The organism is Pseudomonas sp. FW305-96 (genome assembly GCF_058783825.1).
Genome location: NZ_JBYSYW010000005.1, coordinates 176,061 through 202,251, shown reverse-complemented (window position 1 = coordinate 202,251; position 26,191 = coordinate 176,061). Strand labels below are relative to the sequence as shown.

Genomic DNA, 26,191 nt, shown 5'->3' with positions numbered 1-26,191 from the left:
TGACTCCGTGGGTTGGGGTGAGGCCATGATGCTAGGCTTTGCCGTTGGCGCAAATGACGCATATAGTACGTATTCGAGACATGCTCCGGAGTGTACCCATGCATCGGGTCGGTTATCTGTTGTGCGAAGGTTTCCAGGTGATGGCGCTGGCCTCGCAGTCGGTGTTCGAGTTCGCCAACCTGCTGGCCGGGCGGCCGGTCTACGCCTTGGGCAACTTCAGTGTCGCAGGCGGCCCGCTGCGTTCGTCGCTGGGCCTGGTGCTCGACACCCAGGCGGTAGGGTCGCCGAGCCATGCCGATACCTGGCTGGTGGCGGGCACCTTGTCGCCGGTCGACTTACCGCCTACACCCGAGTCGGTCACACTGGTGCGGCGCCTCGGCGGCCAGGCCCGGCGCACGGCGGGCATCTGCACCGGGGCTTTCATACTGGCGCAGGCCGGCCTGCTCGACGGGCGCCGCGCCACCACCCACTGGGCCTTTGCCCGTGAGTTCCGCGAGATGTTCCCGCGCATCCAGCTGGAGGAAGACCGCATCTTCATCGCCGATGGCAACCTGTGGACCTCGGCCGGCATGACCGCCTGCATCGACATGGCCCTGGGCATGGTCGAGCAGGACCTGGGCGCCGAGATCGCCCGGGGCGTGGCCCATCGCCTGGTGATGCACCAGCGCCGTTCGGGCGGGCAATCGCAACATTCACAGCTGTTGGCCATGGCGCCACGCTCGGACCGTATCCAGGCGGCGCTGGAGCATGTGCGCGGGCACCTGGGGCAGCCCCTGACCGTCGAGACACTGGCCGAGGTGGCGCACCTGAGCCCGCGTCAGTTCAGTCGCGTGTTCAGCGCCGAGACCGGTGAATCGCCGGCCAAGGCCATCGAGCGGCTGCGCCTGGAGGCGGCGCGGCTGTTGATCGAACAGAGCCGCCACAGCCTTGATGTGGTAGCTCGCGAGACCGGTTTTCGCGATCGTCGGCATCTGCGCGAGGCGTTCCTGCGCGGCTTCGGCATTCCGCCGCAGGCCGTGCGCCGCGATGCGCGGCGCCTGGACAGCGAGGTGCCGGCATGAAGAAACTCGTGCGCATGGACGACCTGCAGGTGTTCGTCAGTACCGTGGCAACCGGCAGTTTCTCCGCGGCGGCGCGCCAGCTGGACATCTCGCCGGCCCTGGCCAGCGGCGCCGTGCAGCGCCTGGAACGCAGCCTGGGGTTCCGCCTGCTGGTGCGTTCGACCCGGCGCCTGCGCCTGTCGGATGAAGGCCAGCGCTACCTGCCCCATGCGCGGCAGGTGCTCGAGGCACTGGTAGAGGGCGAAATGGCCTTGGAGCAAGGGCGCGAAGAGATCGGCGGGGCGCTGCGCCTGTCGATGCCCTCGGACCTGGGGCGCAATGTGCTGCTGCCCTGGCTCGACGAGTTCCAGTTGCAGCACCCGGGCATCAGCCTGCAACTGCGCCTGAGCGACCAGGTGGCGGACATGGTGGGGGATCGCCTGGATGCCAGTATCCGCTACGGCCAGTTGGCCGATTCGGGACTGGTGGCGCTGCCCCTGGCCCCGGACAACCGCCGCACGCTGTGCGCCGCGCCGAGCTATATCGCCCGCCATGGCACGCCGCGCACGCCGGAGGAACTGGCCGGGCACAACTGCCTGCGCTATGTGATGGGTGAGCAGACCCACGAGCGTTGGGGTTTTCACCTGCCGGACGGGGTCAGGACGGTGAGCGTTTCGGGCGACCGCACCAGTGACGACGCCGATGTCGTTCGCCGTTGGGCGGTGGCGGGGCTGGGGATCGTCTACAAGTCGCGGCTGGATGTGCTGGCCGATGTGCGGGCCGGGCGGCTGGTGGAGCTGTTCCCACCAGAATGCTGCCAGGTGGCGCCGCTGCAACTGGTGTGCGTGCACCGCCAGGCGGTGTCGCCGGCGATCCAGCGGTTGCGCAGCTACCTCGGGGAGAAGTTTGCCGAGCTTGGCTAGCAAGGCGCCTGCAGGTACGTCATCGCGCCTACAGGGCCCCTATCGGACTAGAAACCTTCCAGTACAACCTTGCCCTTTGCCTTGCCGCTTTCGATCAACTCGTGGGCGCGGCGCAGGTTGGCCGCGTTGATCGCGCCGAAATGCTCGCCCAGCGTGGTCTTGATCACGCCTTCATCGACCAGCCCGGCGATTCGCTCCAGCAGTGCGTGCTGCTTGATCATGTCGGTGGTCTGGTACAGCGAACGGGTGAACATCAGCTCCCAGTGCAACGACAGCGACTTGCGCTTGAGGGGCACCACGTCGAGGCTGGCCGGGTCGTCGATCAGTGCCAGGCGGCCTTGTGGGCGCAGCACCTCGACCAACTGGGCGAAGTGGCGGTCGGTGTGGGTCAGGCTGATCACCAGGTCCACCTGGCCAATGCCCACTGCCTCCAGCTGGGGTGCCAGCGGCTGGTTGTGATCGATCACCTGGTGGGCGCCGAGTTGGCGTACCCAGGCCTGGGTTTCAGGGCGGGAGGCGGTGCCGATCACGGTGAGGTTGGTGAGCTGGCGCGCCAGCTGGGTGAGGATCGAGCCCACGCCACCGCCGGCGCCGACGATCAGCAGGCTTTGCCCTTCGCCGCCGCCTTCGCGCACGCCCAGGCGGTCGAACAGCAGCTCCCAGGCGGTGATCGAGGTCAGCGGCAGGGCGGCGGCGCTGGCATTGTCCAGGCTGCGCGGCTTGTGGCCGACGATGCGCTCATCGACCAGATGCAGTTCGCTGTAGCTGCCGGGACGGTCGATGGCACCGGCATAGAAAACCTCGTCGCCGGGCTGGAACAGGGTCACCTGTTCACCGATGGCGCGCACCACACCGACCGCATCCCAGCCCAGCACCTTGGGTTGGCTGGTGCTGCCGCTGCCGGCGCGGACCTTGGTATCGACCGGGTTGACCGCGATGGCGCGGACCTCCACCAGCAAATCGCGTGGGCCGGGGACAGGGGCGGGCAGGTCGCTGTCATAGAGCGAGGCCGGGTCGGTAAGCGGCAGGCCGTGTTGGGTGAAGACGATGGCTTTCATGGCATCAGGGTCCCTGAGTGGTAGGTAGGGCAACCTTAGCCTGCAAGATTTATCGCAAAAACATCGCAATCACGGGAACAGTTTCAGCATTTTCTTGAAAATGTAGCGGCCATGCTGGTCAGAACCAGCGATCGTTGCGTTTGCGCCCACGGGTCAGCGCCGGCAGGATCAGCCCCGCCAGCAGCCCGGCGCCGGCGATGCTGCCGCCATACACCATGTAGCGCATCATCACCTGCTTGTTCTCGTCACCCAGGCGCGCCTGGGTGTCGCGCAGGCTCGACTGGCTCTGCTCGAGCTGCTCGTTGAGTGCCTTGTTGCGGGTTTCCAGCTCGTCGATCAGCGCCTTGCGCGAGTCGAGGGTCTCCTGCATGCCCTGCACGCGGTTCTTCCAGCTGTCGTCGATGGTCTTGAGCTGGCCGGACAGTTCGGCCACCTGGGCGTCGAGCTGCGGCAGGCGCTCGCTCTGACCGGGCACCGCCTGCAGGTCGCTGGTGAGGATCCACACCAGGTCGCCGCTTTGCCCGCGTACCTGGCTGTAGTTGCCTTGGCTGGTGACCAGGGTGACCTTCTGCCCGGACTTGAGCGTGCCGACGATGCGGTGGCCATCGGTAGGGCCGCTGCGTACGTAAGTGTTCAGGCTGTCACTGACCCAACGCGCATCAGTGGCCGGCTCTTCGGCGTGGGCCGGGGCGGCGAGGGCGATCAGGGCGGCGATCAGGCCACCGCGCAGGGCGGTGAGGGCAGGGGAAGCGGGCTGGATGTCTGGCATGCTGGTCTTCGCTGAAACAGGACGAATGAAGGCCCGATGACTGGGCCGGCGATCCGGTCGGGTGGATTGACCGTCAGCGAAAGACCGTTTTTTTGTGGGCAGGTTCACCACCTGGCGCAGGAAATATCTGCAAAATATTGCGAAAAATCAGGAGTTATTGGCTGCTGTGGGCGCCAGTTCGCCGGCGAAAGGGCCGCAAAGCGGCCCCCAGTGCCCTCAGGCCACTACTTCATAGCACGGCACATACGCGGCCCCACCGGGCAACTTCATGCGGTGCTGGTCGACGAACGCCTGCAGCAGGCGCCCGAGCGGGTCGAGGATCGCCGCATCGCCGCGGATCTGGTAAGGCCCGTGCTCCTCGATCAGGCGGATGCCCTTGTCCTTGACGTTGCCGGCAACGACACCCGAGAACGCCCGGCGCAGGTTGGCCGCCAGCTCATGGGGCGGCAAGTCGCGGCGCAGGGCCAGGTTGGCCATGTTCTCGTGGGTCGGGTCGAACGGGCGCTGGAAGCCTTCGTCGATCTTCAGCAGCCAGTTGAAGTGGAAGGCGTCGTTGCGCTCGCGGCGGAACTGCTTGACTGCCTTCAGCCCCTCGACCATCTGCCGGGCCACTTCGGCCGGGTCGTCGATGATGATCTGGTAGTGGCGTTGCGCCGCCTCGCCGAGGGTGGCGCCGACGAAGGCATGCAACTGCAGCAGGAACGGCTCGGCGCTGCGCGGCCCGGTGAGCACCACCGGGAACGGCAGGCCCTGGTTGTCCGGGTGCATGAGGATGCCGAGCAGGTAGAGGAACTCCTCGGCGGTACCGGCGCCGCCGGGGAAGATGATGATGCCGTGGCCGACACGCACGAAGGCTTCAAGACGCTTCTCGATGTCCGGCAGGATCACCAGCTCGTTGACGATCGGGTTGGGCGCCTCGGCGGCGATGATGCCCGGCTCGGTCAGGCCCAGGTAGCGGCTGCCGTGCATGCGCTGCTTGGCATGGGCGATGGTGGCGCCCTTCATCGGCCCTTTCATCACGCCCGGACCGCAGCCGGTGCAGACATCCAGCTTGCGCAGGCCCAGCTCGTGGCCGACCTTCTTGGTGTACTGGTATTCCTCGGTGCTGATCGAGTGGCCGCCCCAGCACACCACCATCTTCGGCTCGACACCGGGGCGCAGGGTGCGGGCGTTGCGCAGCAGGTGGAAGACGTAGTCGGTGATGCCTTGCGAGCTTTCCAGGTCGATGCGCTGGCTGGCCAGTTCGCTCTCGGTGTAGACGATGTCGCGCAGGGCGCTGAACAGCATCTCGCGGGTACTGGCAATCATCTCGCCATCGACGAAGGCGTCGGCCGGGGCGTTGAGCAGTTCCAGGCGCACGCCGCGGTCCTGCTGGTGGATGCGCACCTCGAAGTCCTTGTAGGCCTCGAGGATGGTCTTGGCATTGTCGACATGGGCGCCGGTGTTGAGGATGGCCAGGGCGCACTGGCGGAACAGGGTGTAGAGGCTGCCGGTACCGACTTCGCTCAGTTGCTGGACTTCACGTTGCGACAGCGTCTCCAGGCTGCCCTTGGGGCTGACGGAGGCGTTGATGACATTGCGTTGGGGCATCTGGTCTTTCCTGTGCGGGTAAAACATCCTTCTTGGACAACACCATACAAGCAAATGTGCGTGGCAACGAGGGCCTTGGTGAAAAACCTTGGACCGCAGTGCCTAGCCTGTGGGAGCCGGCTTGCCGGCGAAAGGGCTGCATGGCAGCCCCGGGGTTATTGGACGTTGAACACATGCCGCAGGTACGCCACGAAGTTCTCATCCCGGCATTGGGTCTTGCCTGGGCTGTCGGAAATCTTCGCCACCGGCGCGCCGTTGCAGGCGGTCATCTTGATCACCATGTTCATCGGCGTGACGCCGGGGATGTCGCAGGTCAGGTTGGTGCCGATGCCGAAGCTGACGTTGATCCGCCCGTGCAGGGCGCGGTAGAGGGTCAGCATCTTCTCGAAGTCCAGCCCGTCGGAGAAAATCAGGGTCTTGCCCTTCGGGTCCATACCCAGCCGTTCATAGTGGGCGATGGCTTTCTCGGCCCAGGCCAGCGGCTCGCCCGAGTCATGGCGCAGGCCATCGAAGAGTTTGGCGAAGTACAGGTCGAAGTCCTTCATGAACGCGTCCATGCCGATGCAGTCGGTCAGGGCGATGCCAAGCTGGCCGCGGTACTCGCGCACCCAGCACTCGAGGGCGGCGGCCTGGCTGTCCACCAGGCGCGGGCCGAGCTGCTGGTGGGCCATGAACCATTCGTGGGCCATGGTGCCGATAGGCTTGACCTGGTACTCGCGGGCCAGGTGCACGTTGCTGGTGCCGACGAAGCGCCCGGGGAAATCGCGCTTGAGGATGTGCACCACCTCTTCCTGCACCCGGTAGGAGAAACGCCGGCGGGTGCCGAAGTCGGCCAACTGCAGGCCGGCCAGTTCGTCGCCGCTGGCCTCGGCCTTGAGCCAGTCGAGCTTCTGGTAGAGGCGCTCACCGACCTGTTCGATCACCACCTCGCGGTAGCGATAGCGGTTGCGTACTTCACTGATGATCGCCAGCAGCGGGATCTCGAACAGGATCACGTGCAGCCAGGGGCCGCGCAGGCGGATCGCCAGCTGCCCGGCGTCGTCCAGGCCCACCTGCACAAAACGCAGGTTGAAGCGGAACAGGCTGAGGAAGCGGATGAAGTCCGGCTTGATGAACGGGATCTTCTCCAGGTAGGCCAACTGGTCGTGGGTGATCGACACATCGGCCAACTGATCGACCTGGTAGCGGATCTCGGCGAGGTAGGGCGCCAGGTCCTCGTTGTTGCGGCAGCGGAACTCCCATTCCACCTCGGCGTTGGGGTAGTTGTGCAGCACCGCCTGCATCATGGTGATCTTGTAGAAGTCGGTGTCCAGCAGGTTCTGGATGATCCGTGGGCCAAAAACGCTGTCGCTCATGGGCGAGCCTCCTTGAGAGCGCTGAGCTGGGCGTCGAGGGCCTGTTCGTCGCCGCACAGCTGGATGCCCGCATTGGCCATTTCAGTGCAGGCAGCCTGTGCGCCTTCGATGCTCAGTGCACGGCAGGCCGGCAGGTACACCAACACCTCGAAATCGGCGCGGCGCAGTTGCAGGGCGGTGGTGCGCACGCAGTAGTCCAGCGCCAGGCCACCGACGATGATCGCCTGCACCTGTTGCACCTTGAGGAACTCGATGACCCCAGTGGAGCGGCGTTCGGCCAGGTCGTGGTAGCAGGCGCCGTAGGGGTGCAGGTCGGGTTCGACGCCTTTCCAGACGAAGTAGTCGTAGTCGATGGGGGCGGGCAGGCCGGGGAGCAGTTCGAATCCAGGCGTGCCGGGGACGCAGTGGCTGACCCAGGTCAGGTCGGCGTTGGCCAGGGCCAGGGGTTGCAGCATCTGGGCCGGCTCGGCGACTACCCAGGCGGCGTTTGCCGGGTGGGCGTCCTTGCTGCCCAAGCGCAGCGTGGCACGCTGGGCCATGGTGTTGAGCGCAGGCGCGATCAGGTGGCCGCCAGGTACCGGCAACTCCTGGGGAGCGTTGGCGGTAAAGCCGTTTTGCGCGTCGACGTCGAAGCTGGCGATGATCATGGGCAGAGGTCCTCGGCTGAGATGGCCATATAATTCATCTGGTGTACTATGTGTGTCAAGGCTATTCCCACATTAGAATTAGCCCTTGATAGATTTAATGGCCCTGGTGGAATATAGGCGGGTTATCAGAAGGAATCGTACCGTGAGCACAGCACAAGTCCTGGCCAGCGTGGATATCATTGCCCTGCGCCTGTCGCCGCACACCCTTCGCCTGGAGGTGTTGTTGCACCGGCGTGGACGCGAGCCTTACGAAGGGCAATGGGCCCTGCCAGGTGTGATCGTCAATGGCAGCACCTCGGACAACAGTCTGGATGCCGCCGCCGCCCGTGTCCTGGCGGAAAAGGCCAAGGTGGTCCCCCGCCATCTGGAACAGGTAGGCACTGAAGGCAATGGCGTTCGCGACCCACGGGGCTGGACCTTGAGCACCTACTATCTGGCGCTGCTCGATCCGGCGGTCGTGGTAGAAAACGCCCAGGTTGCCTTCTTTGACCTTCAAAGCGTTCTGTCGCGTGAGCTGTCGCTGCCGTTCGACCATGGCCTGCTGGTCGAGCGCGCCGGTGAGCGGTTGGCGGCCAAGGCCGTGTACACCAACCTGCCGTTGTACCTGGCGCCCGAGCGGTTCACTGTGCTGGACGCTCTGGCAGCGGTGCAGGCGTGCCTGGGGCAGGTGGTCAACAACACCTCGCTGCGCAAACGCCTTGAACGCATGAAGAGCGAAGGCTGGGTGCAGGACACCGGCGAGAAGAACCAGCCCAGGCTGGGACGGCCACAGCAACTGTACCGGCATACGCCGCAGGGGAACGGGGCGTTCATGTTCGATCGGAGCCTGCTGGCGGGAGGATAGTCAGGACAGGTCGCGGGCTCTTCCTGCAGTTGTCGAGTAGCGACTATCCTTGCCCCATGACAAACCTGCCTCCCATACGCCACCCTTGTCCGCCGGGCGCCTGCGACTGCGGCCGCGAACACTTGGCCGAGGGCCCCGAGCGGCGCATCCTGCTGCTCACCCGCGAGGAGGAGAAGCGCCTGGTCGAGCGCCTGGAAAACCTGAAGGATCTGGAGGACCTGCAGCGCCTGCAGGCGCGCCTCTACGAACAACTGGGCATCCGCGTGCATATCGCCCCGGGCTTCAACGAGGTACGCACCATGCGCGGTATTGTCATCGAGCTTGCGGTGCAGACGGGGCTGTGCCGCAAGACCCGCCAGTCGATCCCCGCTGCCATCCGCCGCGGGCTGGAGCGCAATCCGCAGGTGGCCTTCCGCCTGCTCGACGCCCACGACCTGCTGCGCGATGCTTGAAATCCAATACGTGGCGGCGATGCTTGCAATTCAATTTAATACAGAAATACTGCTTCACTCTGCTGCGTATCGGCTAATAAATGGGGAGCGAAACAGTGGATTTGGATTATCTAGGTGTTGAAGCCTTGGTGGCGGAGTTGGCTGAGCAGGATGAAGTGCTGGCGGAGGTTGTTAGATCTTTCTTATTGAGTAATCCGAGTGATCGCCTCAGGAATAGCTTCAGAAAGGCTTTCAATCGTCTGCGCGCCAAGGTGAAAGCAAGCGATTTTCTCTGTTGCTTTCAAGGCTGTACAAATGCCGCGATCAGGTCGCACGAGATAGCTGAAAGTCGACAGATCAGGTTCCTTGCTGAAAGGGAAAATGATCGAGTGTTTGTAGACGTTCTCACGGATGATCTAAGAGGAAATCCCTATGAGATGTGCTTCAAAGAGACGCCTGTGAAGTCGGCTACGACATTCATTGGTTATTGCAAGGAGCATGATGGCAAATTGTTTTTTGAGCTCGACAAGATGTCCGACCCAGACAATTTTCATTTGATGAACCTTCAGTTCATGAGAACGCTCGGAAGGGAGAAGACTGAATGCGACCAGAAAATACGCGCTATGAAGATTATGGTTGATGAGCTTGAGGCAATTGCGCTTGAAAACCCTGGGGATGGGTTTGAAGAAGCCAGGCTGATAATGATGGGGCATCTTGATGATCAGCAGGCAGCGAGAGAACGGGTTGCCTATGTTCACGATAAAGTGGCGGTTGATGTGCAGGAAGGCAAGCAGCCGATTGTGGTGAAGAAGTTTTCGGTTAATGAGCCTGGCTATATGTTTTCTACCTGTATGGACACGACGCGTCCAGGAGAGGATTATTTTTTTACGTTCCTGGCAAAAAAGAATTTTGATGGAGAGTCGTTTTTCTATGTTGGAGCGCTTGATAATAGATTCAAGCAGGAGATTTTCGAATATTGTGATATTTCGACGCAGCAGGGGCGATGGGATGTCTCTGACTTAATGCTTGCGCTCAAGGATAGGTTGATATTTTCTCCTGGATTCAAGGGGATGCTGGACGAAGGGATGAAAAAGATATTTTGCAGATCCCGGCTCGAGCTGGGAGGAATTGATAAGTTCCTTGTTGAGCAGCACCTGTTTCCCAGCTCGAGTGTGTGAGTGCCGATTCGGTGGCAATCGAATCGACTGCGGATGAGTCGGTGCGATGATATCCGCAGGTTCGTCAATGGTTCTATGTTTACACGACGCCTGAGCCTCAGCGCATCGCCGCCAGCTTAATGCCGAAGCCGACCAGGCAAGCACCTGCCAGGCGTTCGAGCAGGTTGGCGATGCGCGGGCTGGCGCGCATGCGCTCGGCCAGTCGGTGGGTAAGGAACACCGCGATCAGCCCGTAGAGCAAGGTAAGCCCGGCCACTGTCAGCGCCATGAAGGCGAAGGTGACCACGCCCTGGTGGCGCACCGGGTCGATGAACAGCGGGAAGAACGCCATGTAGAACATGATCGCCTTGGGGTTGAGCAGGGTGATCATCATGGTCTGGCGCAGGTAGCGGCCGCTGGCCATGCGGCTCTCGCGCGGGGCGCCGCCGGGCTTGCTCAGCACCATGCGCAGGCCGAGCCAGGCCAGGTAGGCGGCGCCGGCCCACTGCACCACGTGGAAGGCGGTGGGGTAGGTGGCCAGCAAGGTGGCCACGCCGGCCACCGCCAGCCACATCAGCACCTGGTCGCCAAGGATCACCCCGAAGGTGGCGGCCAGCCCGCCCTTGATGCCGCCCTTGCCGGTGGCGGTGATCAGGGCGAAGTTGCCGGGCCCGGGGATCGCCAGGAGGATGAGGAACGCGATCACGAAAGCGCCGTAGTCGGTCACGCCGAGCATGGGGATTCTCCTGGGGGTGTTGGGCGGGCAGATTACGATATATGCCATTATTCGCGGCAGTTGCAAAGCCATGACGGCACAGGGAGGTGTTGCTGGCGGTCAAGAGCGTGAGGCCGATCCTAGGTCTTTGCGCCCGAGACTATTGACCGAGTAAGGGCCTCCAGGTGTTCACCGCAAGCCTTGCTCTGCCTATCAGATCGAGCGCCGCCCGTGCGGCGCTCGATCTCAAGAACGCTGCAACTCCAACGCCGAACACCTTGAAAGGCCGATCCAGGGGATACGCCTAGGCACCAGCGGCGCATAAAAAAGCCCCGAAGACCAAGGCCTTCGGGGCAAACGGTTGGGGGAGGAACCAACCAAAGGAGTCTTCACATCAGGGGGCGGTCAGCGCGAACTGGCCACCACTTCGGGTTGCCAGCCGCCGCCAAGCGCCTTGTAGATCGCGACGATGCCGCTGTAGAGCTCGACCTCGCCCTGGGCCTGGGCGTCTTCGGCGCTCAGGCGCTCGCGCTCGGCGTCGAGCAGCACCAGGTAATCCACCGTGCCTTCGCGGTAGCGCACCGAGGCCAGGTCCGCCGCCTTGCGGCTGGCGTCGCTCTGGCGCATCAGCGCCAGCAGGCGCTGCTGGCGCTTGCCGTAGTCGCTGAAGGCGTTGGAGGACTCTTCCAGGGCCAGCAGCACTTGCTGTTCGTAGTTGGCCAGCGCCCCTTCGGCATCGGCCTTGGCGCCGCGCAGGCGGGCGCGCACGCTGCCCAGGTCGAACGCCGCCCAGGTGATGCTCGGGCCCAGCGCCCAGGCGTTGGCCGCCGAGGAGCCGATCTGCGAACCGCGGGCGGCGGTGAAGCCGAGGAAGCCACTCAAGCTGACCCGCGGGAACAGGTCAGCGGTGGCCACGCCGACGTTGGCAGTGGCCGCAGCCAGCTGGCGCTCGGCGCTGCGGATGTCCGGGCGGCGGCGCAGCAGCTCGCCGGGGTCGCCCACCGGCAAGGCCTTGGCGATGGCCGGCAGGGCCTTGGGCGACAGGTCCACGGCCATCGCGTCCGGGCGCTGGCCGAGCAGGGTGGCAATGCGGTTCTTCGCCCGTACCTGTTCGGCCTGCAATTGCGGCACGGTGGCTTCGACACCCGCCAGGCGGGCGTCGGCGCGCACCACGTCGAGCTCGTTGCCGACCCCGGTGTCGCGCAGGGTCACGGTGATGTCCCGCGACTGCTGCTGGGTCTTCAAGTTGGCCACGGCGATCTGCTCGCGCAGTTGCGCGCCACGCAATTGACCGTAGGCGTCGACCAGCTCGGCGATCAGGCTGACCTGCAGTTGCTGCAGGTCAGCCTCGGCCGCCGCTTCCTGGGCTTCGCTGGCCTCGATCTGGCGCTGGATGCGGCCGAACAGGTCAAGCTCCCAGGCCATGTCCAGGCCCAGGTCATAGCGTTCGCTGTTGACTCGGCGCTCGGTCTGGCCAGGGACCTGGCCCTTGCCCAGCTCGCTGCTGGCGCGGCTGGTGACCACGGGGATCTGGTCGTTGGACACGTCCTCGCGAATCGACCGCGCCGCTTTCAGGCGGGCGAAGGCCACGCGCAGGTCGCGGTTGCCGTCCAGCGATGCCTGCACCAGCTGGTTCAGCACCGGGTCGTCGAACTGTTTCCACCACACGCTCTCGAAGCGGCTGCGGTCATAGGCTTTGGCTTCAAGGCCGGCGTCCAGCTTGGCCGGTTCGGTCAGCGGGGCCTGGTAGTCCGGGCCCACCGCGCAGGCCGCCAGGGCCAGTGCCAGCAGGCTCGGGGTCAGGGGTTTGAGCAACTTCATGCATGGTTCTCCAGTGCCACGGCGTGCTCGGCCTTGCGGGCCTGGCGACGCTCGACGAAACGGCGGATCAGGAAGAAGAACACCGGGGTCAGGAACAGGCCGAACACGGTCACCCCGATCATCCCCGAGAACACCGCCACACCCATGGCGTGACGCATCTCGGCACCGGCGCCGGATGAGAACACCAGCGGCACCACACCCATGATGAAGGCGATCGAGGTCATCAGGATCGGCCGCAGACGCAGACGGCAGGCTTCCAGTACCGCAGCCAGCGGGTCGAGGCCCTTGGCCTGTTCATCCTTGGCGAACTCGACGATCAGGATCGCGTTCTTGCACGCCAGGCCCACCAGTACGATCAGGCCGATCTGGGTGAAGATGTTGTTGTCGCCACCGGAGATGATCACCCCGGTGATGGCCGACAGCAGGGTCATCGGCACGATCAGGATCACCGCCAGCGGCAGGCTCCAGCTTTCGTACTGGGCGGCCAGCACCAGGAACGCCAGCAGCACGCACAGCGGGAACACGAACAGTGCGGTATTGCCCGAGAGGATCTGCTGGTAGGTCAGGTCGGTCCACTCGAAGGTCATGCCGTTGGGCAGCTCTTCTTTGAGCAGCTTCTCGATTGCAGCCTCGGCCTGGCCGGAGCTGTAGCCGGGGGCCGCAGCGCCGTTGATTTCGGCGGTGATGAAGCCGTTGTAGTGCATCACGCGGTCAGGCCCCGAGGTGTCGCTGACCTTGAGGAAGGTCGCCAGCGGGATCATCTCGCCCAGGTTGTTGCGTACCTTCAGCTGGCCGATCTGCTCGGCGTCGAGGCGGAACTGCTGCTCGGCCTGGACGTTGACCTGGTAGGTGCGGCCAAAGCGGTTGAAATCGTTGGTGTACAGCGAGCCCAGGTAGACCTGCAGGGTGTCGAAGATGTCGTTGATCGCCACGCCATGGGTCTTGGCCTTTTCCCGGTCGATGGCGGCATCGACCTGCGGCACGTTGACCTGGTAGCTGGTGAACAGGCCCGCCAGTTCCGGCACGTTGTGGCTCTTGGCGATGATGTTCTGGGTTTCCTTGTACAGCGCTTCATAGCCCAGGTTGCCGCGGTCCTCGATCTGCAGGCGGAAGCCGCCGATGGTGCCCAGGCCTTGTACCGGCGGAGGCGGGAAGATCGCGATGTAGGCGTCCTGGATATCGGCGAACTGGGCGTTCAGTGCGGCCGCGATGGCTGCCGCCGACTGGCTCGGGTCCTTGCGCTCGTCGAACGGCTTGAGCGGGGTGAACACGATGCCGCTGTTCGGGCTGTTGGTGAAACCGTTGATCGACAGGCCCGGGAAGGCCACCGAGTCGGCCACGCCTGGCTGCTTGAGGGCGATCTCGCTCATCTTCTTGATCACCGCCTCGGTGCGGTCGAGGCTGGCGGCGTCAGGCAACTGGGCGAAGGCCACCAGGTACTGCTTGTCCTGGGACGGCACGAAGCCGGTCGGGGTGGACGAGAAGCCCAGGTAGGTCAGGCCCATCAGGCCGGCATACACGAACAGGGCGATACCGCTGGAGCGGATGACCCGGCGCACGCCACCGACATAGCCATGGCTGGCGCGGTCGAAGAAGCGGTTGAACGGGGCGAACAGCCAGCTGCCCAGCAGTTTTTCCAGGAACCGCGAGAAACGGTCCTTGGGCGCGTGGTGGTCCTTGAGCAGCACGGCGGCCAGGGCCGGCGACAGGGTCAGCGAGTTGAACGCCGAGATCACGGTGGAGATGGCGATGGTCAGGGCGAACTGTTTGTAGAACTGCCCGGTAAGGCCCGAGATGAACGCCGCCGGCACGAACACGGCGCACAGCACCAGCGCCGTGGCGATGATCGGCCCGGTCACTTCGCTCATGGCCTTTTGCGTGGCTTCCAGCGGTTTCAGGCCCAGTCCGATGTTGCGTTCGACGTTCTCCACCACGACGATGGCGTCGTCCACCACGATACCGATGGCCAGCACCAGACCGAACAGCGATAGCGCGTTGAGTGAGAAACCGAACAGGTGCATGACCGCAAAGGTACCGATCAGCGACACGGGCACGGCCAGCAGCGGAATGATCGAGGCGCGCCAGGTCTGCAGGAACAGGATGACGACCAGCACCACCAGGACCAGCGCTTCGAACAGGGTGTGCACCACCGCCTCGATGGAACCACGGACGAACACGGTCGGGTCATAGACGATGCTGTAGTCCATGCCTTCGGGGAAGTCCTTCTTCAGCTCGGCCATCTTTGCCCGCACTTCGTCGGAGATCTCGATGGCGTTGGAGCCCGGGCGCTGGAAGATCGGGATGGCCACCGCCGGCTGGTTGTTCAGCAGCGAGCGCAGGGCGTACTGGCTGGAGCCGAGTTCGACCCGGGCGATGTCCTTCAGGCGGGTGATCTCGCCGTTGGCGCCGGCACGGATGATGATGTTCTCGAACTCTTCCTCGTTGACCAGGCGGCCCTGGGTGTTGATCGACAGCTGGAAGCTGGTCGAACCGGGGGCGGGCGGGGCGCCGAGCTGGCCGGCGGCGACCTGGCGGTTCTGCTCGCGGATCGCGGCCACCACGTCGCTGGCGGTCAGGTTGCGCGAGGCGGTTTTGTTCGGATCGAGCCACACGCGCAGCGAGTAGTCGCCCATGCCGAACAGCTGCACGTCGCCCACGCCGCCCAGGCGCGCCAGCTCATCCTTGATGTTGAGGATGGCGTAGTTGGACAGGTAGAGCATGTCGTAGCGGTTGTCCGGCGAGGTCAGGTGCACGACCATGGTCAGGTCGGGCGAGGCCTTGTCGACGGTGATGCCGATACGGGTCACTTCTTCCGGCAGCTTGGGCTGGGTACGGGTGACGCGGTTCTGCACCTGCACCTGGGCGTTGTCCAGGTCGGTGCCCAGGGCGAAGGTGATGGTCAGGGTCAGCTTGCCGTCGGCGGTGGATTGCGAGGACATGTACAGCATGTTCTCGACACCGGTGATGGCTTGCTCAAGCGGCGCGGCGACGGTCTCGCCGATCACCTTGGGGTTGGCGCCGGGGAAGTTGGCGCGCACCACCACGGTGGGCGGTACCACTTCGGGGTATTCGCTGATCGGCAGCTGGAACAGCGAGATGGAACCTGCGATCAGCAGCACCAGCGACAGCACCGCGGCGAAGATCGGCCGGGTAATGAAGAATTTCGAAAAGTTCATCGGTGTTGTCCCTTAACCGCGCGGCGCTTGGGCGCTGGCGACTTTGACATTGGCGCCGGCAACCTTTGGCGCCGGGTTGCTGGCTTCCAGGGCCTGACGCTGCTGGGCGAGGGCGGCGAGGGTCTGCTCGCTGGCCATCGGCGTTTCCTCCGGGGTGACCGGCGAGCCTGGGCGCACGCGCTGCAGGCCCTTGACCACGATGCGGTCGTCCTTGCCCAGGCCGCTGCGCACGATACGCAGGCCTTCGAGCTTGGGCCCCAGTTCCACGGCGCGGTAGGCCGCTTTGTTGTCCTTGTCCATGACCAGCACGAATTTCTTGCCAAGGTCGGTGCCGACCGCTTCGTCGTTGATCAGCACAGCGTCGTACTGGGCGCTGCCGACCAGCTTCAGGCGCGCGTACAGGCCGGGGGTGAACTGGCCGTCGCGGTTGTCGAACACGGCGCGGCCACGGATGGTGCCGGTGCGCGGGTTGACCTGGTTGTCGACAAAGTTCATCTGGCCCAGGTGCGGGTTGCCGGTCTCGTTGGTCAGGCCCAGGTACACCGGGGTGCTCTGGCCGCGCTGGCCGTCGCGGGCGAGCTGGCTGTACTTGAGGTACACGCGCTCGTCGGCGTCGAAGTAGGCGTAGACCTTGTCGGTGGAGACCACGCTGGTCAGCGGGGTGACGTCGGCCGTGACGATGTTGCCGGCGGTGAACTGGGCGCGGCTGACCCGGCCGCTGATCGGCGCGGTGACGCGGGTGAAGCTCAGGTTCAGGCGGGCCAGGTCGAGCTGGGCCTGGATCGCGTCGACCCCGGCGCGGGCCTCGGCGGCGGCGCTGGTGCGCGACTCGGCCAGTTCCGCGGAGATGGCGTTGCTGTCACGCAGGCGCTCGCCACGGCGGGCTTCGTTGGCGCTGCGGATGGCGGTGGCCTTGGCTTGTTGCAGCTGGGCTTCGAGGCGGCGGACTTCGGCCTGGAACGGGCGCGGGTCGATCTGGAACAGCAGGTCGCCTTTCTTCACCTGGGCGCCTTCGGTGAAGGCCACCAGGTCGACCTGGCCGGACACCCGTGGGCGTACCTCGACGGTTTCCGGTGCTTCGAGGCGGCCGGTGAACTCGTCCCATTCGTTGATCGGCTGTTCGATCACCTTGGCTACGCTGACTTTGGGCGCGGCGGGAGCCTGCACGGCGTCGGGGGTGCGACCGCAAGCGCTGAGCACCACCACTGCCAGGGCAGCGAGGGGGAAGCGCAAGGGTTTGAGTGAGTGATCCATGGAGAACTCCGCCGAGATATTAGTAGTGGGCGGAGTTTGAGTGTCTTGCGCGTGACGCACGAATCAAATGGAGCGAAGGTTATTATCACGGGCAATGATATGTCGGGTGCCATCATCAATCATGACGCATGGGCACCCATCAGAATTGCGCAGTCAGCGCGGCCCGCCAGCGGCCTTTTCACGCAATGCCTTGGCCACCTTGGCCTCGATCTCGTAGGCGGGGCCCTCCAGCGCCTGGTAGTCACGGGTGTACTGCTGGGCGAAGCCCTCGACGCCCAGCGCCTGATACTGCTGCACGTGCTTGAGCTCATGGGCCCACAATGCCACGTTGTCCTCGGCATCGGCGGGGCGGCGGAATATGACCGTGTCGATCAGGGTCACGGCGTTGACGTCCGGGTTCTGCAGTAGTGCGTTGGCGGCGCTGATCTGCTGTTCGTTGCCGACCCGGTAGCGCGCCGCGTCGAGCACGGCGAAGTCGTACCAGGGTTCGAGCTGGGCGCGGATATGCAGGGGAATCGGCTGCGTGCCATTGGCGGTGGCTTCGTCGCGGGCCTGGCGCAGGGCGAACACCAGGCTGCCAGTGGCCATGCGCTCGACATCCTGCAGCACCTGGCCGCCTTGGTTGGGGTCGATGGGCGCGCAGAAGCACACCACCAGGCAGACCTGGTACTGCCCGGTCGGGCAGCTGTCCTGGGCGAAGGCGGGCAAGGCCAGCAGCAGGCCCAGTAGCGTGCTAGCGAACTTCATCGAAAACCCGCTCGACCAGCTTGCGGCTGGCGTCCAGCACCTGTGCCTGCACCGGTTCGCTGGCCAGCATGCGACCCACCACCAGCGCGCCGACACACTGGCTGAGCAAGGCCCAGGCCAGGTCGGGGTCATCCAGGGTTTCGCTCCAGGCCTGGTGCAACTCCAGCAGCCAGTGTTCGGCCTGTTCACGCACCGGCCGTTCGGCGCGGGCGATCTCCACCCCCAGTGGCGGCAACGGGCAGCCGCCTTCGGCATTGTGCAGGTGCGCCAGGCTCAGGTACTGGTCGAGCAGGCGCTTGAGCCGCGCACGGTCGGTGCCACGTTCGACCAGGCGCGCCAGCGGGCTGTTGGCCAGCTCGCGGCGGACGATCTCGCTGAACAGGTCGTCCTTGGACGGGAAGTGGTTGTAGAAGGCGCCGCCGGTCAGGCCGATGGCCTTCATCAGCCCGGCCACGCCAGTGGCGGCGAAACCGCCGCGCTTGGCCAGGGCGCCGCTGCTGGACAGCAGTTTTTCGCGGGTCTGTTGCTTGTGGTCGGTGGCATAGCGCATGCGCGCAACCTCGTGGTGTGAGCTTGACGATGAGCTGATCGTAGCATAGCGTTCGTTTACTAAACGATCATTCATCAATGGAGCGGTCCATGGCAGAACAACAAAAAGTCGTGCTGGTGATCGGGGCGGGTGATGCCACCGGCGGCGAGATTGCCAAGCGTTTCGCCCGCGAGGGCTACATCGCCTGCGTGACCCGGCGCGAGGCGCAGAAGCTGCAGCCGCTGCTCGCCGAGATTCGCGCCGAGGGCGGCCAGGCCCACGGCTTTGGCTCGGATGCGCGCAAGGAAGAGGAGGTCGCCGAGCTGGTGGAGACCATCGAGCGCGATATCGGCCCGATCGAGGCGTTCGTCTTCAACATCGGCGCCAATGTGCCGTGCAGCATCCTCGAGGAGACCCCGCGCAAGTACTTCAAAATCTGGGAAATGGCCTGCTTCGCCGGCTTTCTCACCGCCCAGGCGGTCGCCCGGCGCATGGTCACCCGAGAGCGAGGCACCATCCTCTTCACCGGTGCTACCGCCGGCACCCGCGGCGCGGCCGGTTTCGCCGCCTTCGCCGGCGCCAAGCATGGCCTGCGCGCCCTGGCCCAGAGCATGGCGCGGGAACTGGGGCCACGGAACATCCATGTCGGCCACGTGGTGGTCGATGGTGCCATCGACACCGCCTTCATCCGCGACAGCTTCCCTGAACGCTACGCGCTCAAGGACCAGGACGGCATCCTCGATCCTGCGCACATCGCCGACAGTTACTGGTTCCTGCATGCGCAACCGCGTGATGCCTGGACCTTCGAGCTGGACCTGCGCCCGTGGATGGAGCGCTGGTAAATCCCTCCTTCATACAAGGATTGAATCATGAGCAAGACCGTCGAGTTCTTCCTGGACCTGGGCAGCCCGGCCACCTACCTGGCTTCCACCCAGCTACCCGCCCTGTGCGCGCGTCATGGGGCGCGGTTGGTGTACAAGCCGATTCTATTGGGTGGGGTGTTCCAGGCCACCGGCAATGCCTCGCCGGTAATGGTGCCGGCCAAGGGGCGCTATATACGCATCGACCTCAAGCGCTATGCCGATCGCTATGGCGTGCCGCTGACCCTGCCGCCAGGGTTCCCGGTCAACACCCTGAACCTGATGCGCGGGCTGATCGGCGTCCAGTTGTTTGCCGAAGAGCGTTTCGAGGCGCTGTTGAAGGTGTTGTTCGAAGGGCTGTTCGTGCATGGGCGCAATCTGGCAGATCCCGCGGTACTGGATGAAACCCTGGCCGCCGGTGGCTTCGAGGCCGAGATGTTCCATGAACTGGCCGCGCGGCCCGAGGTCAAGGACGCCTTGCGCAAAGCCACCGAGGAGGCGGTCGAGCGCGGTCTGTTCGGGGCGCCGACGGTCTTTGTCGACGGGCAGATGTTCTTCGGTCAGGACCGCCTGGATTTCGTCGAGCAGGCCTTGGTCAGGCAGGCATGACTGGAAGCAGTCGCTCTATCTGCGTGCGTTCCCAAAGGCTCAGGTGATCGACCGGATTGGTGCCGTAGCGGTGCCAATCGTCCAGCGTGCCCAGCCGTCCATCCGGGCACTGGCAGTGGCTGCAGTGGGCCAATCCTTCGCTGTCCAGCACCAAGGTCAGGCGCCAGCCTTCGACCAGCACCTCGACTTGCCCGCCGGCCAAACGAGCGACCGCCACCAGCGGGCGGACGCCAAGGGCGGCATCACGCAGGCACTGGTAGGCCTCGCGGCTGGCGAGGTCAGAAGTTCGCCGGGGTGTTGGCGCTGATGATCTCGGCCTCGTCGGGGCCGATGTTCTTGAAGCTGTGGGGCAGGGTGGTGGGGATGTAGTAGCCGTCGCCGGCATTGAGGATGCTCACCTGGCCATCGACCCACAGTTCCAGGGTGCCACGGGTGACCAGGCCGCATTCCTCGCCTTCGGCATGCACGATCGGCTCGCCGGAGTCGGCGCCCGGTGCGTACAGCTCACGCAGCATGCGCATCTGCCGACCTTCGACGCTGGCGCCGACCAGCAGCATGCGCAGGCCGTTGCGGCCCAGGTCGGGCTGTTCGCCGCCACGGAACACATAGCGCTCCTCGCGCACTGGCTCGTCGAAACTGAAGAACTCGGCCAGGGACATGGGGATCCCTTCGAGCAGTTTCTTCAGGGAGCTGACCGAAGGGCTGACCCGGTTCTGCTCGATCTGCGAGATGGTCGAGTTGGTCAGGCCGCTGCGGCGGGCCAGCTCCCGTTGGGAGAGGTTGTTACGTTCACGCACCAGTTTGAGTCGTGTCCCCGTGTCCATAGCCGCCTTGTTTGCAGAGGTGTCAAAAATAATGGGCGAGGCATTAAAACACACTCTGCACGCTTGCGCGCTGTGCGCATCAGTGGCGCTGGTCAGACGCTGCCGGCCACAGCCCGACCAGCAGCAGCAGGGCGCCCACGGCCAGGAACGGCAGGCGCGGATCGAGGGCATAGACCAGGGCACCGGCCAGCGGTCCGATTACCGCGCCCATGCCTTGGGCGGCGCCGATCGAGCCGGCCGTCGCACCCTGTTCGCTGGCGTGCATGGCATTGGCCGCGAGGGCCGAAAAGGCCGGAAACACGAAGCCCATGCCGAATGCGGCGACGAAGAACGCACCCCAAAGCCACGGCGCGCTGGTGGCCAGGGCTGCGGCGGCGAAACCGAGCCCGGATACGCAGGCGCCGACCTTGATCATCTTCAGAGGTGGCCATTCCAACTGGCGCAGGAACACCTGGGCCAGCATCAGCGCCACGCCCACGCTGGTCAAGGCGATGCCCGCGGCCTGGGCGGCGGCGCCGGCCTCGAGCTGCAGGCGGTCAAGGGCGAAGAAACCGACGGCGATCTGCGACACGGTGATGCTCAGCATGGCGCTGAAGGCCACCAGCAAAGGCCTGCGCAGGCGTGGGTCGGACAGTCGCACCGGGTTGGGCGCATGGGTCTGGGCCAACGGCTGTGGCTTGAGCTTGAACAGCAGCACGACGAACGCCGTGGCCGGCAGCAGCGACAGCACATAGAACGGCATGCTCAGGCTGTAGCGCGACAGCAGCGCGGCCAGGGCCGGGCCCAGCACCAGGCCGACCGCGTTGGCCGCACCCAGCGAGGCCATCGCCCGCGCCCGGCGTTGCGGCTCGACGTGATCGGCGATCAGCGCGTTGCCGCCCACCGGCAGCGCGGCATAGAAGGCGCCGATCATGCCCCGCGCCAGCATGAGGCCGAAGAAGGCCAGGGTCGCGCCCGGCAGCCAGCGCAACGCGCCGTCGATGAACAGGCACAGCACCCAATAGGCCAGGGTGAAGCCGCCGCTGCCCAGCAGCAACACCCGGCGCCGGCCAAGCCGATCGGCCAAGCGGCCCCAGGGCCGGGCCAGCAGCACCCAGACCACGCCGGCCACGGTCACCGCCGCGCCGGCCTGCCAGGTGGCCATGCCCAGCAAGCGGGCGATCGGGCCGATCAGGGCGACGAAAGCCATCATCGACATGGTGCAGGCCATGTTGGCCAGCATCAGCGGGCGCAGGTCCAGGGTGCTGGGCGGGCTGCTCACCGGGGCAAGCGTGGCAGGGTCCTTTGCGGCGTTCATAAGGCAGTCCAGGGCAGTTCGACGAAATGAGCGCCGATGTTAGTAATTATTATTTACACTTGTCGAGCCCTGGCGGAGCTCACTCACCGCGACGCAACGGGCCTGGCCACATGCTACGCAAGACGCCGTCGCGACGCACCAGGCCATGCACCAGGGCCGCGCCCAGATGCGCCAGCACCGTGGCGAACAGCAGGTAGCCTGCCCAGCCGTGGGCCTGACGCAGCACGGCGTAGAGCTGCAGGTCGTGGGGGGCGATGGCGGGCAGTTGCAGCGGGCGGGGGTAGCCGCCTGCCGAGAGCATCGCCCAGCCGAGCAGCGGCATGGCCAGCATCAGCCCATACAACAGCAGGTGCGAGGCGCCGGCGGCCAGGCGCTGCAGGGCAGGTAGGTCGCGAGGCAGCGGCGGGTGCGCCAGGCTCAGGCGCAGGACGATGCGCAGGATCACCAGCACCAGCAGGGCCAGGCCGGTGGCCTTGTGCAGCTCGACCAGCCACGGGTGGCGGGGCGACAGGTCGGCGACCATGCTCACGCCGATGAACAGCATGGCCAGGATCAGCACGGCCATCAGCCAGTGCAGCAGCCGGGCCAGGGGGTGAAAGGCAGTGGCGCTCATGGGCGGGCTCCTTTGGTCAGCGACTCGTGGCTGCGGCGGTTGAACGACACCGAATAGGCGGCCGAGCGGGCGGCGAGGATCGGGTCGGCGGAGGGTTCGATGCCGTGGGGCAGGATCAGCGGGTCGAAGTTCAGGTCGCGGCAGGCGCCTTGCTCGGGGCCGTCGACCTGCTCCAGGACCAGGGTGCCGGCATCGAGGCTGCGGCGTTCGGCGGGCCAGGGCCGGGCAGGGTCGTCCACCGGATCGCCGGGCTCGGCCAGGGTCAGGCGCAGGGTCCAGCGCAGCGGGCCCTGGGCCAGGCGTTGCTGCAGGTCGTGCTGCAGGAACTGCTTGTCGTCGACCTGGGCGGGCAAAGCGGCGTATGCGGCCTGCGGCTCCAGTGCCCAGCGCACCGGGTGCGCCTGGCCGTTGGCATCGATCAGGCGGAAGGCGTTGATGCTGTTGTAGGCGGTGTTGGCGAAACTGTCGCTGGGCTTGTAGCTGGCCGCCCATTGGCGAAACGCCGCGCTCTCCGGGTGGGCGGCGAAGAAGGCTTGCAGCCTGGCGGGGTCGGGTTTGCCGGTGGCCGGGTCCGGGGCACCGGCCAGGACCTGTTCATAGAAGCCTTCGACCGTGCTTACGGCCAGCACCGGCGGGTTGTTCATGCCGGTGCGCCAGACCTGGCCGTCGTCGCTGGTCAACTGCACCGCCAGGCTGCGCACCGGTATGGCGGTGTCCGGCGCGAACGGATTGGCGCCGCCGATGGCGAAGCGGCCGATCACCGGCACTTTCTGCTGGCTGAACACCCGGGCGCTGGACAGCGAGGCGGCCTGGCCGCTGGCCTGGAAGTAACCGCTGACACACAGGCCCTTGGCATGGTTCTTCCGGTAGCCGGGGTGGTGGCCGGCCTGGGCTTCGAAGGTGTCGATGATGCGTTGCGGGGTCAGCCTTGGCGCGCCGATCCAGCCGGCGGCGTAGGCGAAGCCTGCGCCCAGGGCGGCCAGCGTGGCAGCGATGGCGGCCAGGCGCAGGGCCTTGGCGGGGCCGTGCAGGGGAGTAGTCATGGGAACGGTCCGGTCAGGTGGAATGAACCGGTACGACGCAGGGGCAAACGATTTATTCCCGGCGGGGGAATAGATTCCGTGCCCGCGCGTCTGCCTTGTACACTGACAGCCCGCAGGGCCCCGGAACCCGACCATGCACGATCTGGACGACCAACAATGGCGCGAGCTGCTGCAGCGCCTGCGCCGCTTTGCCCTGTGGCTGACCCGCGAGCCCGGTACCGCCGACGACCTGGTCCAGGCCACGGTCGAGCGCGCCTTGAGCCGTCGCGGCCAGCAGCGTGATGCCGACAGCCTGCGCCCCTGGCTGTTCACCATCCTTTACCGGTTGTTCCTCGACGGCAAGCGCCGCGAGCGCCTGCATGCGCGCTGGCTGGCCTGGTTCGGTCGGGGCCAGGCCGAGGAGCCGACGGGCGGCGAGATCGAGAGCATCGTGCTGGCCCAGGCCGACCTGCAGGCCTTTGCCCGCTTGTCGCCCGAGCAGCGGGCATTGCTGTTGCTGGTCAGTGTCGAAGGCTTGAGCTACAAGGAGGCGGCCGAGACGCTTGGCATCCCCATCGGCACCGTGATGTCGCGCCTGTCGCGTGCCCGTGCCGCCCTGCGTGAACTGACCGAGGGCAGCCCTACGCCCCCGGCCTTGCGGAGACTCAAATGACACGCCTGATCCCCACCGAGCACGAACTGCACGCCTATGTCGACGAGCGCCTGGAACCGGCGCGCCGGGCCGTGGTGGAGGCCTGGCTGGCCGCCAATCCGCAGGAGGCCGTGCGCATCGAGGCCTGGCGTGCCGATGCCCGGCGCCTGCGGGCGGCCCTGGCCGGCTTTGGCGAGCGGCCGAGCGATCCGGAGCTTGACCTGGCCCCGCTGCGTCGCCGTCTGCGCCAACGTCGGCAGCGCCGCCTGGCAGCAGCGGCGGTGCTGATGCTGGCGGTAGGCCTGGGCGGGTTGGGCGGCTGGCAGGCGCGTGAGGCGACGCTGTTCGCCGGCATGCTGCCCATGGCCGACGCGGTGCAGGCCCACAGGTTGTTCGCCGAGGCCAGCACACTGGACATCGAGGCCCGCGAGCCGGCACGCCTGCAGGCTTGGCTGGGAACCCACTTCAACCGTGTCGGCCGCTTGCCGGACCTGGCGGGTTATGGCTTCCAGCCGGTAGGGGCTCGGCTGTTGAGCAACGAGGCGGGGCCAGCGGCGTTGCTGGTGTTCGAGGATCGCCAGGGGCAGCGCATCAGCCTGTTCCTGCGCTCTCCCGGCGAGCATTTCGAGCGCATGCCTACCGGCCAGCGCACCGATGGCCAGCTGGAGGCTCGCTACTGGTCCCATGGCGATTACAACTTTGCCCTGGTCAGCGCGGCGGACGATGCCCGTGGCGAGCAGCTGCGCCGGGCGTTGGGGGTCAGTCTGTAGGCGGCTTGGGCAGCGCTCGCCCGGGTGATCACAGCGCTAACCGAGCGTCCTTTCCATGGCGCCCACCACCAGCCCCTCCATCAACCCAACGCCCTCGGCTTCACCCAGGCCCTTGCCGCGCAACATCCCGGGCAACTGGTTCAACAGCGTCGCCAGCACATGCCCGGTGGCCGCCAGGGTTTCCCCGGCCAACCGCGCCTGCGGCGCAATCAGGCGCAGCAGCCCGGTTTCGTAGCGTTCGCGCAAAGCCGCAAGGCGTGCCTGCTGGTCCTCGCTCAGGCAGCAGAAATCCCGCTCGGCCAGGCGAAACTGCAACGGCCGCTCGCCATGCAACTGCCAGTGCGCGGCGATCAGGCAGGCCAGTACCGGCTTGCCCTGGGCCCGCGCCCGGCGGCCTTGGTCGAGGGTGGCCTGCAGTTCCTCGTACAATTCCTCGATAAGGTCGTACAAAAGGTCTTGCTTGCTGGGGAAGTGGTGGTACAGCGAGCCTGCGGTCAAGCCCACGTGCGCCGCCAGCTCACGCATGCTGACCTGGCCGAAGCCTTTCTCGGCGAACAGGGCCATGGCCCGGTCCCGCCGCTCCTCGAAATTGGCGCAGCGCAGCGCCGCAGTGACCGGGGCCATGGCGCGGTTCCTCTAGTAGGTGAAGAAGCCGCGGCCGCTCTTGCGCCCCAGGTAGCCGGCGGCAACCATTTCCTTGAGCAGCGGCGCGGGGCGGTACTTGCTGTCGTTGAAGCCTTCATGGAAGGCCTCCATGATCGCCAGCAGCGTGTCCAGGCCCACCAGGTCGGCGAGGGCCAGCGGGCCGATCGGCTGGTTGCAGCCCAGGCGCATGCCGGTGTCGATGTCCTCGGCGCTGGCCAGGCCTTCCTGGAACACGAAGATCGCTTCGTTGATCATCGGCACCAGGATGCGGTTGACCACGAAGCCCGGGCGGTTGCCGGCGGTGATCGGGGTCTTGCCGAGCCGCTCGGTGACCAGCAATGCCTGGGCATAGGTCGCGTCGCTGGTCTGCAGGCCACGGATGATCTCGACCAGCGCCATCATTGGCACCGGGTTGAAGAAGTGCACGCCGATGAAGCGCTGCGGCTGCTCGATGCTGGCCGCCAGCTGGGTCACCGACAGCGACGAGGTGTTGGTGGCGATCAGGCACTCGGCGCCGACGTTGGCCGCCACCTGCTGCAGGATGCGCTGCTTGAGGGCGAGGTTCTCGGTGGCCGCCTCGATCACCAGTTGCGCGCTGGCCAGCTGGGCGTAGTCGGTGCTGGTGCGGATGCGCGCCTTGGCCGCGCTGGCCTTGTCGGCGTCGATGGTGCCCTTGCCGACCTGGCGCTTGAGGTTCTTGCCCAGGGTCGCCACGCCACGCTCCAGCGCCGCGTCGGAAACGTCCACCAGCAGGACCTGGTAGCCGGCCAGCGCGCACACCTGGGCGATGCCGTTGCCCATGGTGCCTGCGCCGATCACGGCGATGTGTTCGATGTTCATGCT

Annotated in this window: 26 protein-coding genes and 1 pseudogene; 9 read left to right on the top strand and 18 right to left on the bottom strand. The window is 65.7% G+C overall.

Annotated features, from left to right (window positions below):
* Positions 1 to 98: 98 nt before the first annotated feature.
* Complete coding sequence (locus AC3WL2_RS06045) at positions 99 to 1,061, top strand: GlxA family transcriptional regulator (protein WP_102684935.1); 963 nt, start codon at positions 99 to 101, stop codon at positions 1,059 to 1,061.
* Positions 1,058 to 1,963, top strand: a complete 906-nt coding sequence (locus tag AC3WL2_RS06040) for a LysR family transcriptional regulator (RefSeq protein ID WP_102684934.1) — start codon at positions 1,058 to 1,060, stop codon at positions 1,961 to 1,963. The genes AC3WL2_RS06045 and AC3WL2_RS06040 overlap by 4 nt, the downstream gene beginning before the upstream one ends.
* A 47-nt stretch (positions 1,964 to 2,010) precedes the next feature.
* Here the strand turns inward: AC3WL2_RS06040 and AC3WL2_RS06035 are convergent, their stop codons facing one another.
* The 5 genes from AC3WL2_RS06035 to AC3WL2_RS06015 form a co-directional block, all read right to left on the bottom strand.
* Positions 2,011 to 3,021, bottom strand: a complete 1,011-nt coding sequence (locus AC3WL2_RS06035; RefSeq protein ID WP_102690666.1) for a zinc-binding alcohol dehydrogenase family protein — start codon at positions 3,019 to 3,021, stop codon at positions 2,011 to 2,013.
* 118 nt (positions 3,022 to 3,139) lie between these two features.
* On the bottom strand, positions 3,140 to 3,790 hold the full coding sequence (locus AC3WL2_RS06030; RefSeq protein WP_094011156.1) for a TIGR04211 family SH3 domain-containing protein: 651 nt from the start codon (positions 3,788 to 3,790) through the stop codon (positions 3,140 to 3,142).
* Between the two features lie 216 nt (positions 3,791 to 4,006).
* Positions 4,007 to 5,380, bottom strand: a complete 1,374-nt coding sequence (gene ppnN, locus AC3WL2_RS06025) for a nucleotide 5'-monophosphate nucleosidase PpnN (RefSeq protein WP_046855903.1) — start codon at positions 5,378 to 5,380, stop codon at positions 4,007 to 4,009.
* Positions 5,381 to 5,535: 155 nt separating this feature from the next.
* On the bottom strand, positions 5,536 to 6,735 hold the full coding sequence (pncB, locus tag AC3WL2_RS06020; protein ID WP_102684642.1) for a nicotinate phosphoribosyltransferase: 1,200 nt from the start codon (positions 6,733 to 6,735) through the stop codon (positions 5,536 to 5,538).
* Complete coding sequence (locus tag AC3WL2_RS06015; RefSeq protein ID WP_102684641.1) at positions 6,732 to 7,382, bottom strand: nicotinamidase; 651 nt, start codon at positions 7,380 to 7,382, stop codon at positions 6,732 to 6,734. Before AC3WL2_RS06015 ends, pncB begins: the two co-directional genes overlap by 4 nt.
* 142 nt (positions 7,383 to 7,524) lie before the next feature.
* On the opposite strand from AC3WL2_RS06015, the gene AC3WL2_RS06010 reads away from it, so the two are divergent.
* The 3 genes from AC3WL2_RS06010 (at position 7,525) to AC3WL2_RS06000 (ending at position 9,835) form a co-directional block, all read left to right on the top strand.
* Positions 7,525 to 8,226, top strand: a complete 702-nt coding sequence (locus AC3WL2_RS06010; protein WP_102684640.1) for an NUDIX hydrolase — start codon at positions 7,525 to 7,527, stop codon at positions 8,224 to 8,226.
* Positions 8,227 to 8,282: 56 nt separating this feature from the next.
* Entirely contained in the window at positions 8,283 to 8,678 is a 396-nt protein-coding gene (locus AC3WL2_RS06005) for a hypothetical protein (protein WP_102684639.1), read from the top strand.
* A gap of 95 nt (positions 8,679 to 8,773) precedes the next feature.
* The gene (locus AC3WL2_RS06000; protein ID WP_146022586.1) at positions 8,774 to 9,835 is read left to right on the top strand and encodes a hypothetical protein; all 1,062 of its coding nucleotides are present in this window, start codon (positions 8,774 to 8,776) and stop codon (positions 9,833 to 9,835) included.
* Between the two features lie 97 nt (positions 9,836 to 9,932).
* Here AC3WL2_RS06000 and AC3WL2_RS05995 read toward each other — a convergent pair whose 3' ends face one another.
* From AC3WL2_RS05995 to AC3WL2_RS05970, 6 genes are all read right to left on the bottom strand, one after another.
* Positions 9,933 to 10,550: a LysE family transporter gene (locus tag AC3WL2_RS05995; RefSeq protein ID WP_038705946.1), complete on the bottom strand. Its 618-nt coding sequence runs from the start codon at positions 10,548 to 10,550 to the stop codon at positions 9,933 to 9,935.
* 384 nt (positions 10,551 to 10,934) lie between these two features.
* Positions 10,935 to 12,350: an efflux transporter outer membrane subunit gene (locus AC3WL2_RS05990; protein ID WP_102684637.1), complete on the bottom strand. Its 1,416-nt coding sequence runs from the start codon at positions 12,348 to 12,350 to the stop codon at positions 10,935 to 10,937.
* Positions 12,347 to 15,526, bottom strand: coding sequence for an efflux RND transporter permease subunit (locus AC3WL2_RS05985; RefSeq protein ID WP_038705948.1), 3,180 nt, complete (start codon positions 15,524 to 15,526; stop codon positions 12,347 to 12,349). The genes AC3WL2_RS05990 and AC3WL2_RS05985 overlap by 4 nt, the downstream gene beginning before the upstream one ends.
* A 12-nt stretch (positions 15,527 to 15,538) precedes the next feature.
* The gene (gene mexE, locus AC3WL2_RS05980) at positions 15,539 to 16,780 is read right to left on the bottom strand and encodes a multidrug efflux RND transporter periplasmic adaptor subunit MexE (protein ID WP_038705949.1); all 1,242 of its coding nucleotides are present in this window, start codon (positions 16,778 to 16,780) and stop codon (positions 15,539 to 15,541) included.
* A 153-nt stretch (positions 16,781 to 16,933) separates the two neighbouring features.
* On the bottom strand, positions 16,934 to 17,527 hold the full coding sequence (locus AC3WL2_RS05975; protein ID WP_102684636.1) for an eCIS core domain-containing protein: 594 nt from the start codon (positions 17,525 to 17,527) through the stop codon (positions 16,934 to 16,936).
* Entirely contained in the window at positions 17,514 to 18,077 is a 564-nt protein-coding gene (locus tag AC3WL2_RS05970; RefSeq protein ID WP_102684635.1) for a TetR/AcrR family transcriptional regulator, read from the bottom strand. The genes AC3WL2_RS05975 and AC3WL2_RS05970 overlap by 14 nt, the downstream gene beginning before the upstream one ends.
* Positions 18,078 to 18,166: 89 nt before the next feature.
* Here AC3WL2_RS05970 and AC3WL2_RS05965 point away from each other — a divergent pair, with 89 nt between their 5' ends.
* Positions 18,167 to 18,898 (top strand): SDR family oxidoreductase, encoded by a 732-nt coding sequence (locus AC3WL2_RS05965; RefSeq protein ID WP_046855892.1) that lies wholly within the window; start codon positions 18,167 to 18,169, stop codon positions 18,896 to 18,898.
* Positions 18,899 to 18,925: 27 nt separating this feature from the next.
* Positions 18,926 to 19,525, top strand: a complete 600-nt coding sequence (locus AC3WL2_RS05960) for a 2-hydroxychromene-2-carboxylate isomerase (RefSeq protein WP_102684634.1) — start codon at positions 18,926 to 18,928, stop codon at positions 19,523 to 19,525.
* Here AC3WL2_RS05960 and AC3WL2_RS05955 read toward each other — a convergent pair.
* The 5 genes and pseudogenes from AC3WL2_RS05955 to AC3WL2_RS05935 all read right to left on the bottom strand — a co-directional run.
* A pseudogene (locus AC3WL2_RS05955) lies at positions 19,512 to 19,802 on the bottom strand (DUF7693 family protein); the annotation flags it as partial. The gene AC3WL2_RS05960 and the pseudogene AC3WL2_RS05955 overlap by 14 nt on opposite strands.
* Position 19,803: 1 nt before the next feature.
* On the bottom strand, positions 19,804 to 20,349 hold the full coding sequence (locus AC3WL2_RS05950) for a cupin domain-containing protein (RefSeq protein ID WP_023631327.1): 546 nt from the start codon (positions 20,347 to 20,349) through the stop codon (positions 19,804 to 19,806).
* Between the two features lie 79 nt (positions 20,350 to 20,428).
* Positions 20,429 to 21,646 (bottom strand): MFS transporter, encoded by a 1,218-nt coding sequence (locus AC3WL2_RS05945; RefSeq protein WP_102684633.1) that lies wholly within the window; start codon positions 21,644 to 21,646, stop codon positions 20,429 to 20,431.
* Positions 21,647 to 21,725: 79 nt separating this feature from the next.
* Positions 21,726 to 22,259 (bottom strand): cytochrome b, encoded by a 534-nt coding sequence (locus AC3WL2_RS05940; protein ID WP_102684632.1) that lies wholly within the window; start codon positions 22,257 to 22,259, stop codon positions 21,726 to 21,728.
* Complete coding sequence (locus tag AC3WL2_RS05935; protein ID WP_102684631.1) at positions 22,256 to 23,302, bottom strand: catalase family peroxidase; 1,047 nt, start codon at positions 23,300 to 23,302, stop codon at positions 22,256 to 22,258. The genes AC3WL2_RS05940 and AC3WL2_RS05935 overlap by 4 nt, the downstream gene beginning before the upstream one ends.
* 133 nt (positions 23,303 to 23,435) lie before the next feature.
* On the opposite strand from AC3WL2_RS05935, the gene AC3WL2_RS05930 reads away from it, so the two are divergent.
* Positions 23,436 to 23,954 (top strand): sigma-70 family RNA polymerase sigma factor, encoded by a 519-nt coding sequence (locus AC3WL2_RS05930; protein ID WP_102684630.1) that lies wholly within the window; start codon positions 23,436 to 23,438, stop codon positions 23,952 to 23,954.
* A complete protein-coding gene (locus AC3WL2_RS05925) occupies positions 23,951 to 24,703 on the top strand; it encodes an anti-sigma factor family protein (RefSeq protein WP_102684629.1) in 753 nt (250 codons plus the stop codon). The genes AC3WL2_RS05930 and AC3WL2_RS05925 overlap by 4 nt, the downstream gene beginning before the upstream one ends.
* Before the next feature lie 36 nt (positions 24,704 to 24,739).
* Here AC3WL2_RS05925 and AC3WL2_RS05920 read toward each other — a convergent pair whose 3' ends face one another.
* Positions 24,740 to 25,327: a TetR/AcrR family transcriptional regulator gene (locus AC3WL2_RS05920; RefSeq protein ID WP_102684628.1), complete on the bottom strand. Its 588-nt coding sequence runs from the start codon at positions 25,325 to 25,327 to the stop codon at positions 24,740 to 24,742.
* A 12-nt stretch (positions 25,328 to 25,339) separates the two neighbouring features.
* Positions 25,340 to 26,188: a 3-hydroxybutyryl-CoA dehydrogenase gene (locus tag AC3WL2_RS05915; RefSeq protein ID WP_102684627.1), complete on the bottom strand. Its 849-nt coding sequence runs from the start codon at positions 26,186 to 26,188 to the stop codon at positions 25,340 to 25,342.
* Positions 26,189 to 26,191 lie beyond the last annotated feature (3 nt).

Excerpts from the sequence above, each read along its gene's own strand:
- AC3WL2_RS06005 (WP_102684639.1), top strand. The coding sequence starts at position 8,283 with ATGACAAACCTGCCTCCCATACGCCACCCTTGTCCGCCGGGCGCCTGC.
- AC3WL2_RS05965 (WP_046855892.1), top strand. The coding sequence starts at position 18,167 with ATGGCAGAACAACAAAAAGTCGTGCTGGTGATCGGGGCGGGTGATGCC.
- AC3WL2_RS05950 (WP_023631327.1), bottom strand. The coding sequence starts at position 20,349 with ATGGACACGGGGACACGACTCAAACTGGTGCGTGAACGTAACAACCTC.
- AC3WL2_RS05940 (WP_102684632.1), bottom strand. The coding sequence starts at position 22,259 with ATGAGCGCCACTGCCTTTCACCCCCTGGCCCGGCTGCTGCACTGGCTG.
- AC3WL2_RS06045 (WP_102684935.1), top strand. The coding sequence starts at position 99 with ATGCATCGGGTCGGTTATCTGTTGTGCGAAGGTTTCCAGGTGATGGCG.
- AC3WL2_RS05920 (WP_102684628.1), bottom strand. The coding sequence starts at position 25,327 with ATGGCCCCGGTCACTGCGGCGCTGCGCTGCGCCAATTTCGAGGAGCGG.
- AC3WL2_RS05960 (WP_102684634.1), top strand. The coding sequence starts at position 18,926 with ATGAGCAAGACCGTCGAGTTCTTCCTGGACCTGGGCAGCCCGGCCACC.
- AC3WL2_RS05995 (WP_038705946.1), bottom strand. The coding sequence starts at position 10,550 with ATGCTCGGCGTGACCGACTACGGCGCTTTCGTGATCGCGTTCCTCATC.
- mexE (WP_038705949.1), bottom strand. The coding sequence starts at position 16,780 with ATGGATCACTCACTCAAACCCTTGCGCTTCCCCCTCGCTGCCCTGGCA.
- AC3WL2_RS05970 (WP_102684635.1), bottom strand. The coding sequence starts at position 18,077 with ATGCGCTATGCCACCGACCACAAGCAACAGACCCGCGAAAAACTGCTG.
- pncB (WP_102684642.1), bottom strand. The coding sequence starts at position 6,735 with ATGAGCGACAGCGTTTTTGGCCCACGGATCATCCAGAACCTGCTGGAC.
- AC3WL2_RS05975 (WP_102684636.1), bottom strand. The coding sequence starts at position 17,527 with ATGAAGTTCGCTAGCACGCTACTGGGCCTGCTGCTGGCCTTGCCCGCC.
- AC3WL2_RS05990 (WP_102684637.1), bottom strand. The coding sequence starts at position 12,350 with ATGAAGTTGCTCAAACCCCTGACCCCGAGCCTGCTGGCACTGGCCCTG.
- AC3WL2_RS06030 (WP_094011156.1), bottom strand. The coding sequence starts at position 3,790 with ATGCCAGACATCCAGCCCGCTTCCCCTGCCCTCACCGCCCTGCGCGGT.
- AC3WL2_RS05945 (WP_102684633.1), bottom strand. The coding sequence starts at position 21,646 with ATGAACGCCGCAAAGGACCCTGCCACGCTTGCCCCGGTGAGCAGCCCG.
- AC3WL2_RS06035 (WP_102690666.1), bottom strand. The coding sequence starts at position 3,021 with ATGAAAGCCATCGTCTTCACCCAACACGGCCTGCCGCTTACCGACCCG.
- AC3WL2_RS05925 (WP_102684629.1), top strand. The coding sequence starts at position 23,951 with ATGACACGCCTGATCCCCACCGAGCACGAACTGCACGCCTATGTCGAC.
- AC3WL2_RS06015 (WP_102684641.1), bottom strand. The coding sequence starts at position 7,382 with ATGATCATCGCCAGCTTCGACGTCGACGCGCAAAACGGCTTTACCGCC.
- AC3WL2_RS05915 (WP_102684627.1), bottom strand. The coding sequence starts at position 26,188 with ATGAACATCGAACACATCGCCGTGATCGGCGCAGGCACCATGGGCAAC.
- AC3WL2_RS05935 (WP_102684631.1), bottom strand. The coding sequence starts at position 23,302 with ATGACTACTCCCCTGCACGGCCCCGCCAAGGCCCTGCGCCTGGCCGCC.
- AC3WL2_RS05985 (WP_038705948.1), bottom strand. The coding sequence starts at position 15,526 with ATGAACTTTTCGAAATTCTTCATTACCCGGCCGATCTTCGCCGCGGTG.
- AC3WL2_RS05930 (WP_102684630.1), top strand. The coding sequence starts at position 23,436 with ATGCACGATCTGGACGACCAACAATGGCGCGAGCTGCTGCAGCGCCTG.
- AC3WL2_RS06040 (WP_102684934.1), top strand. The coding sequence starts at position 1,058 with ATGAAGAAACTCGTGCGCATGGACGACCTGCAGGTGTTCGTCAGTACC.
- ppnN (WP_046855903.1), bottom strand. The coding sequence starts at position 5,380 with ATGCCCCAACGCAATGTCATCAACGCCTCCGTCAGCCCCAAGGGCAGC.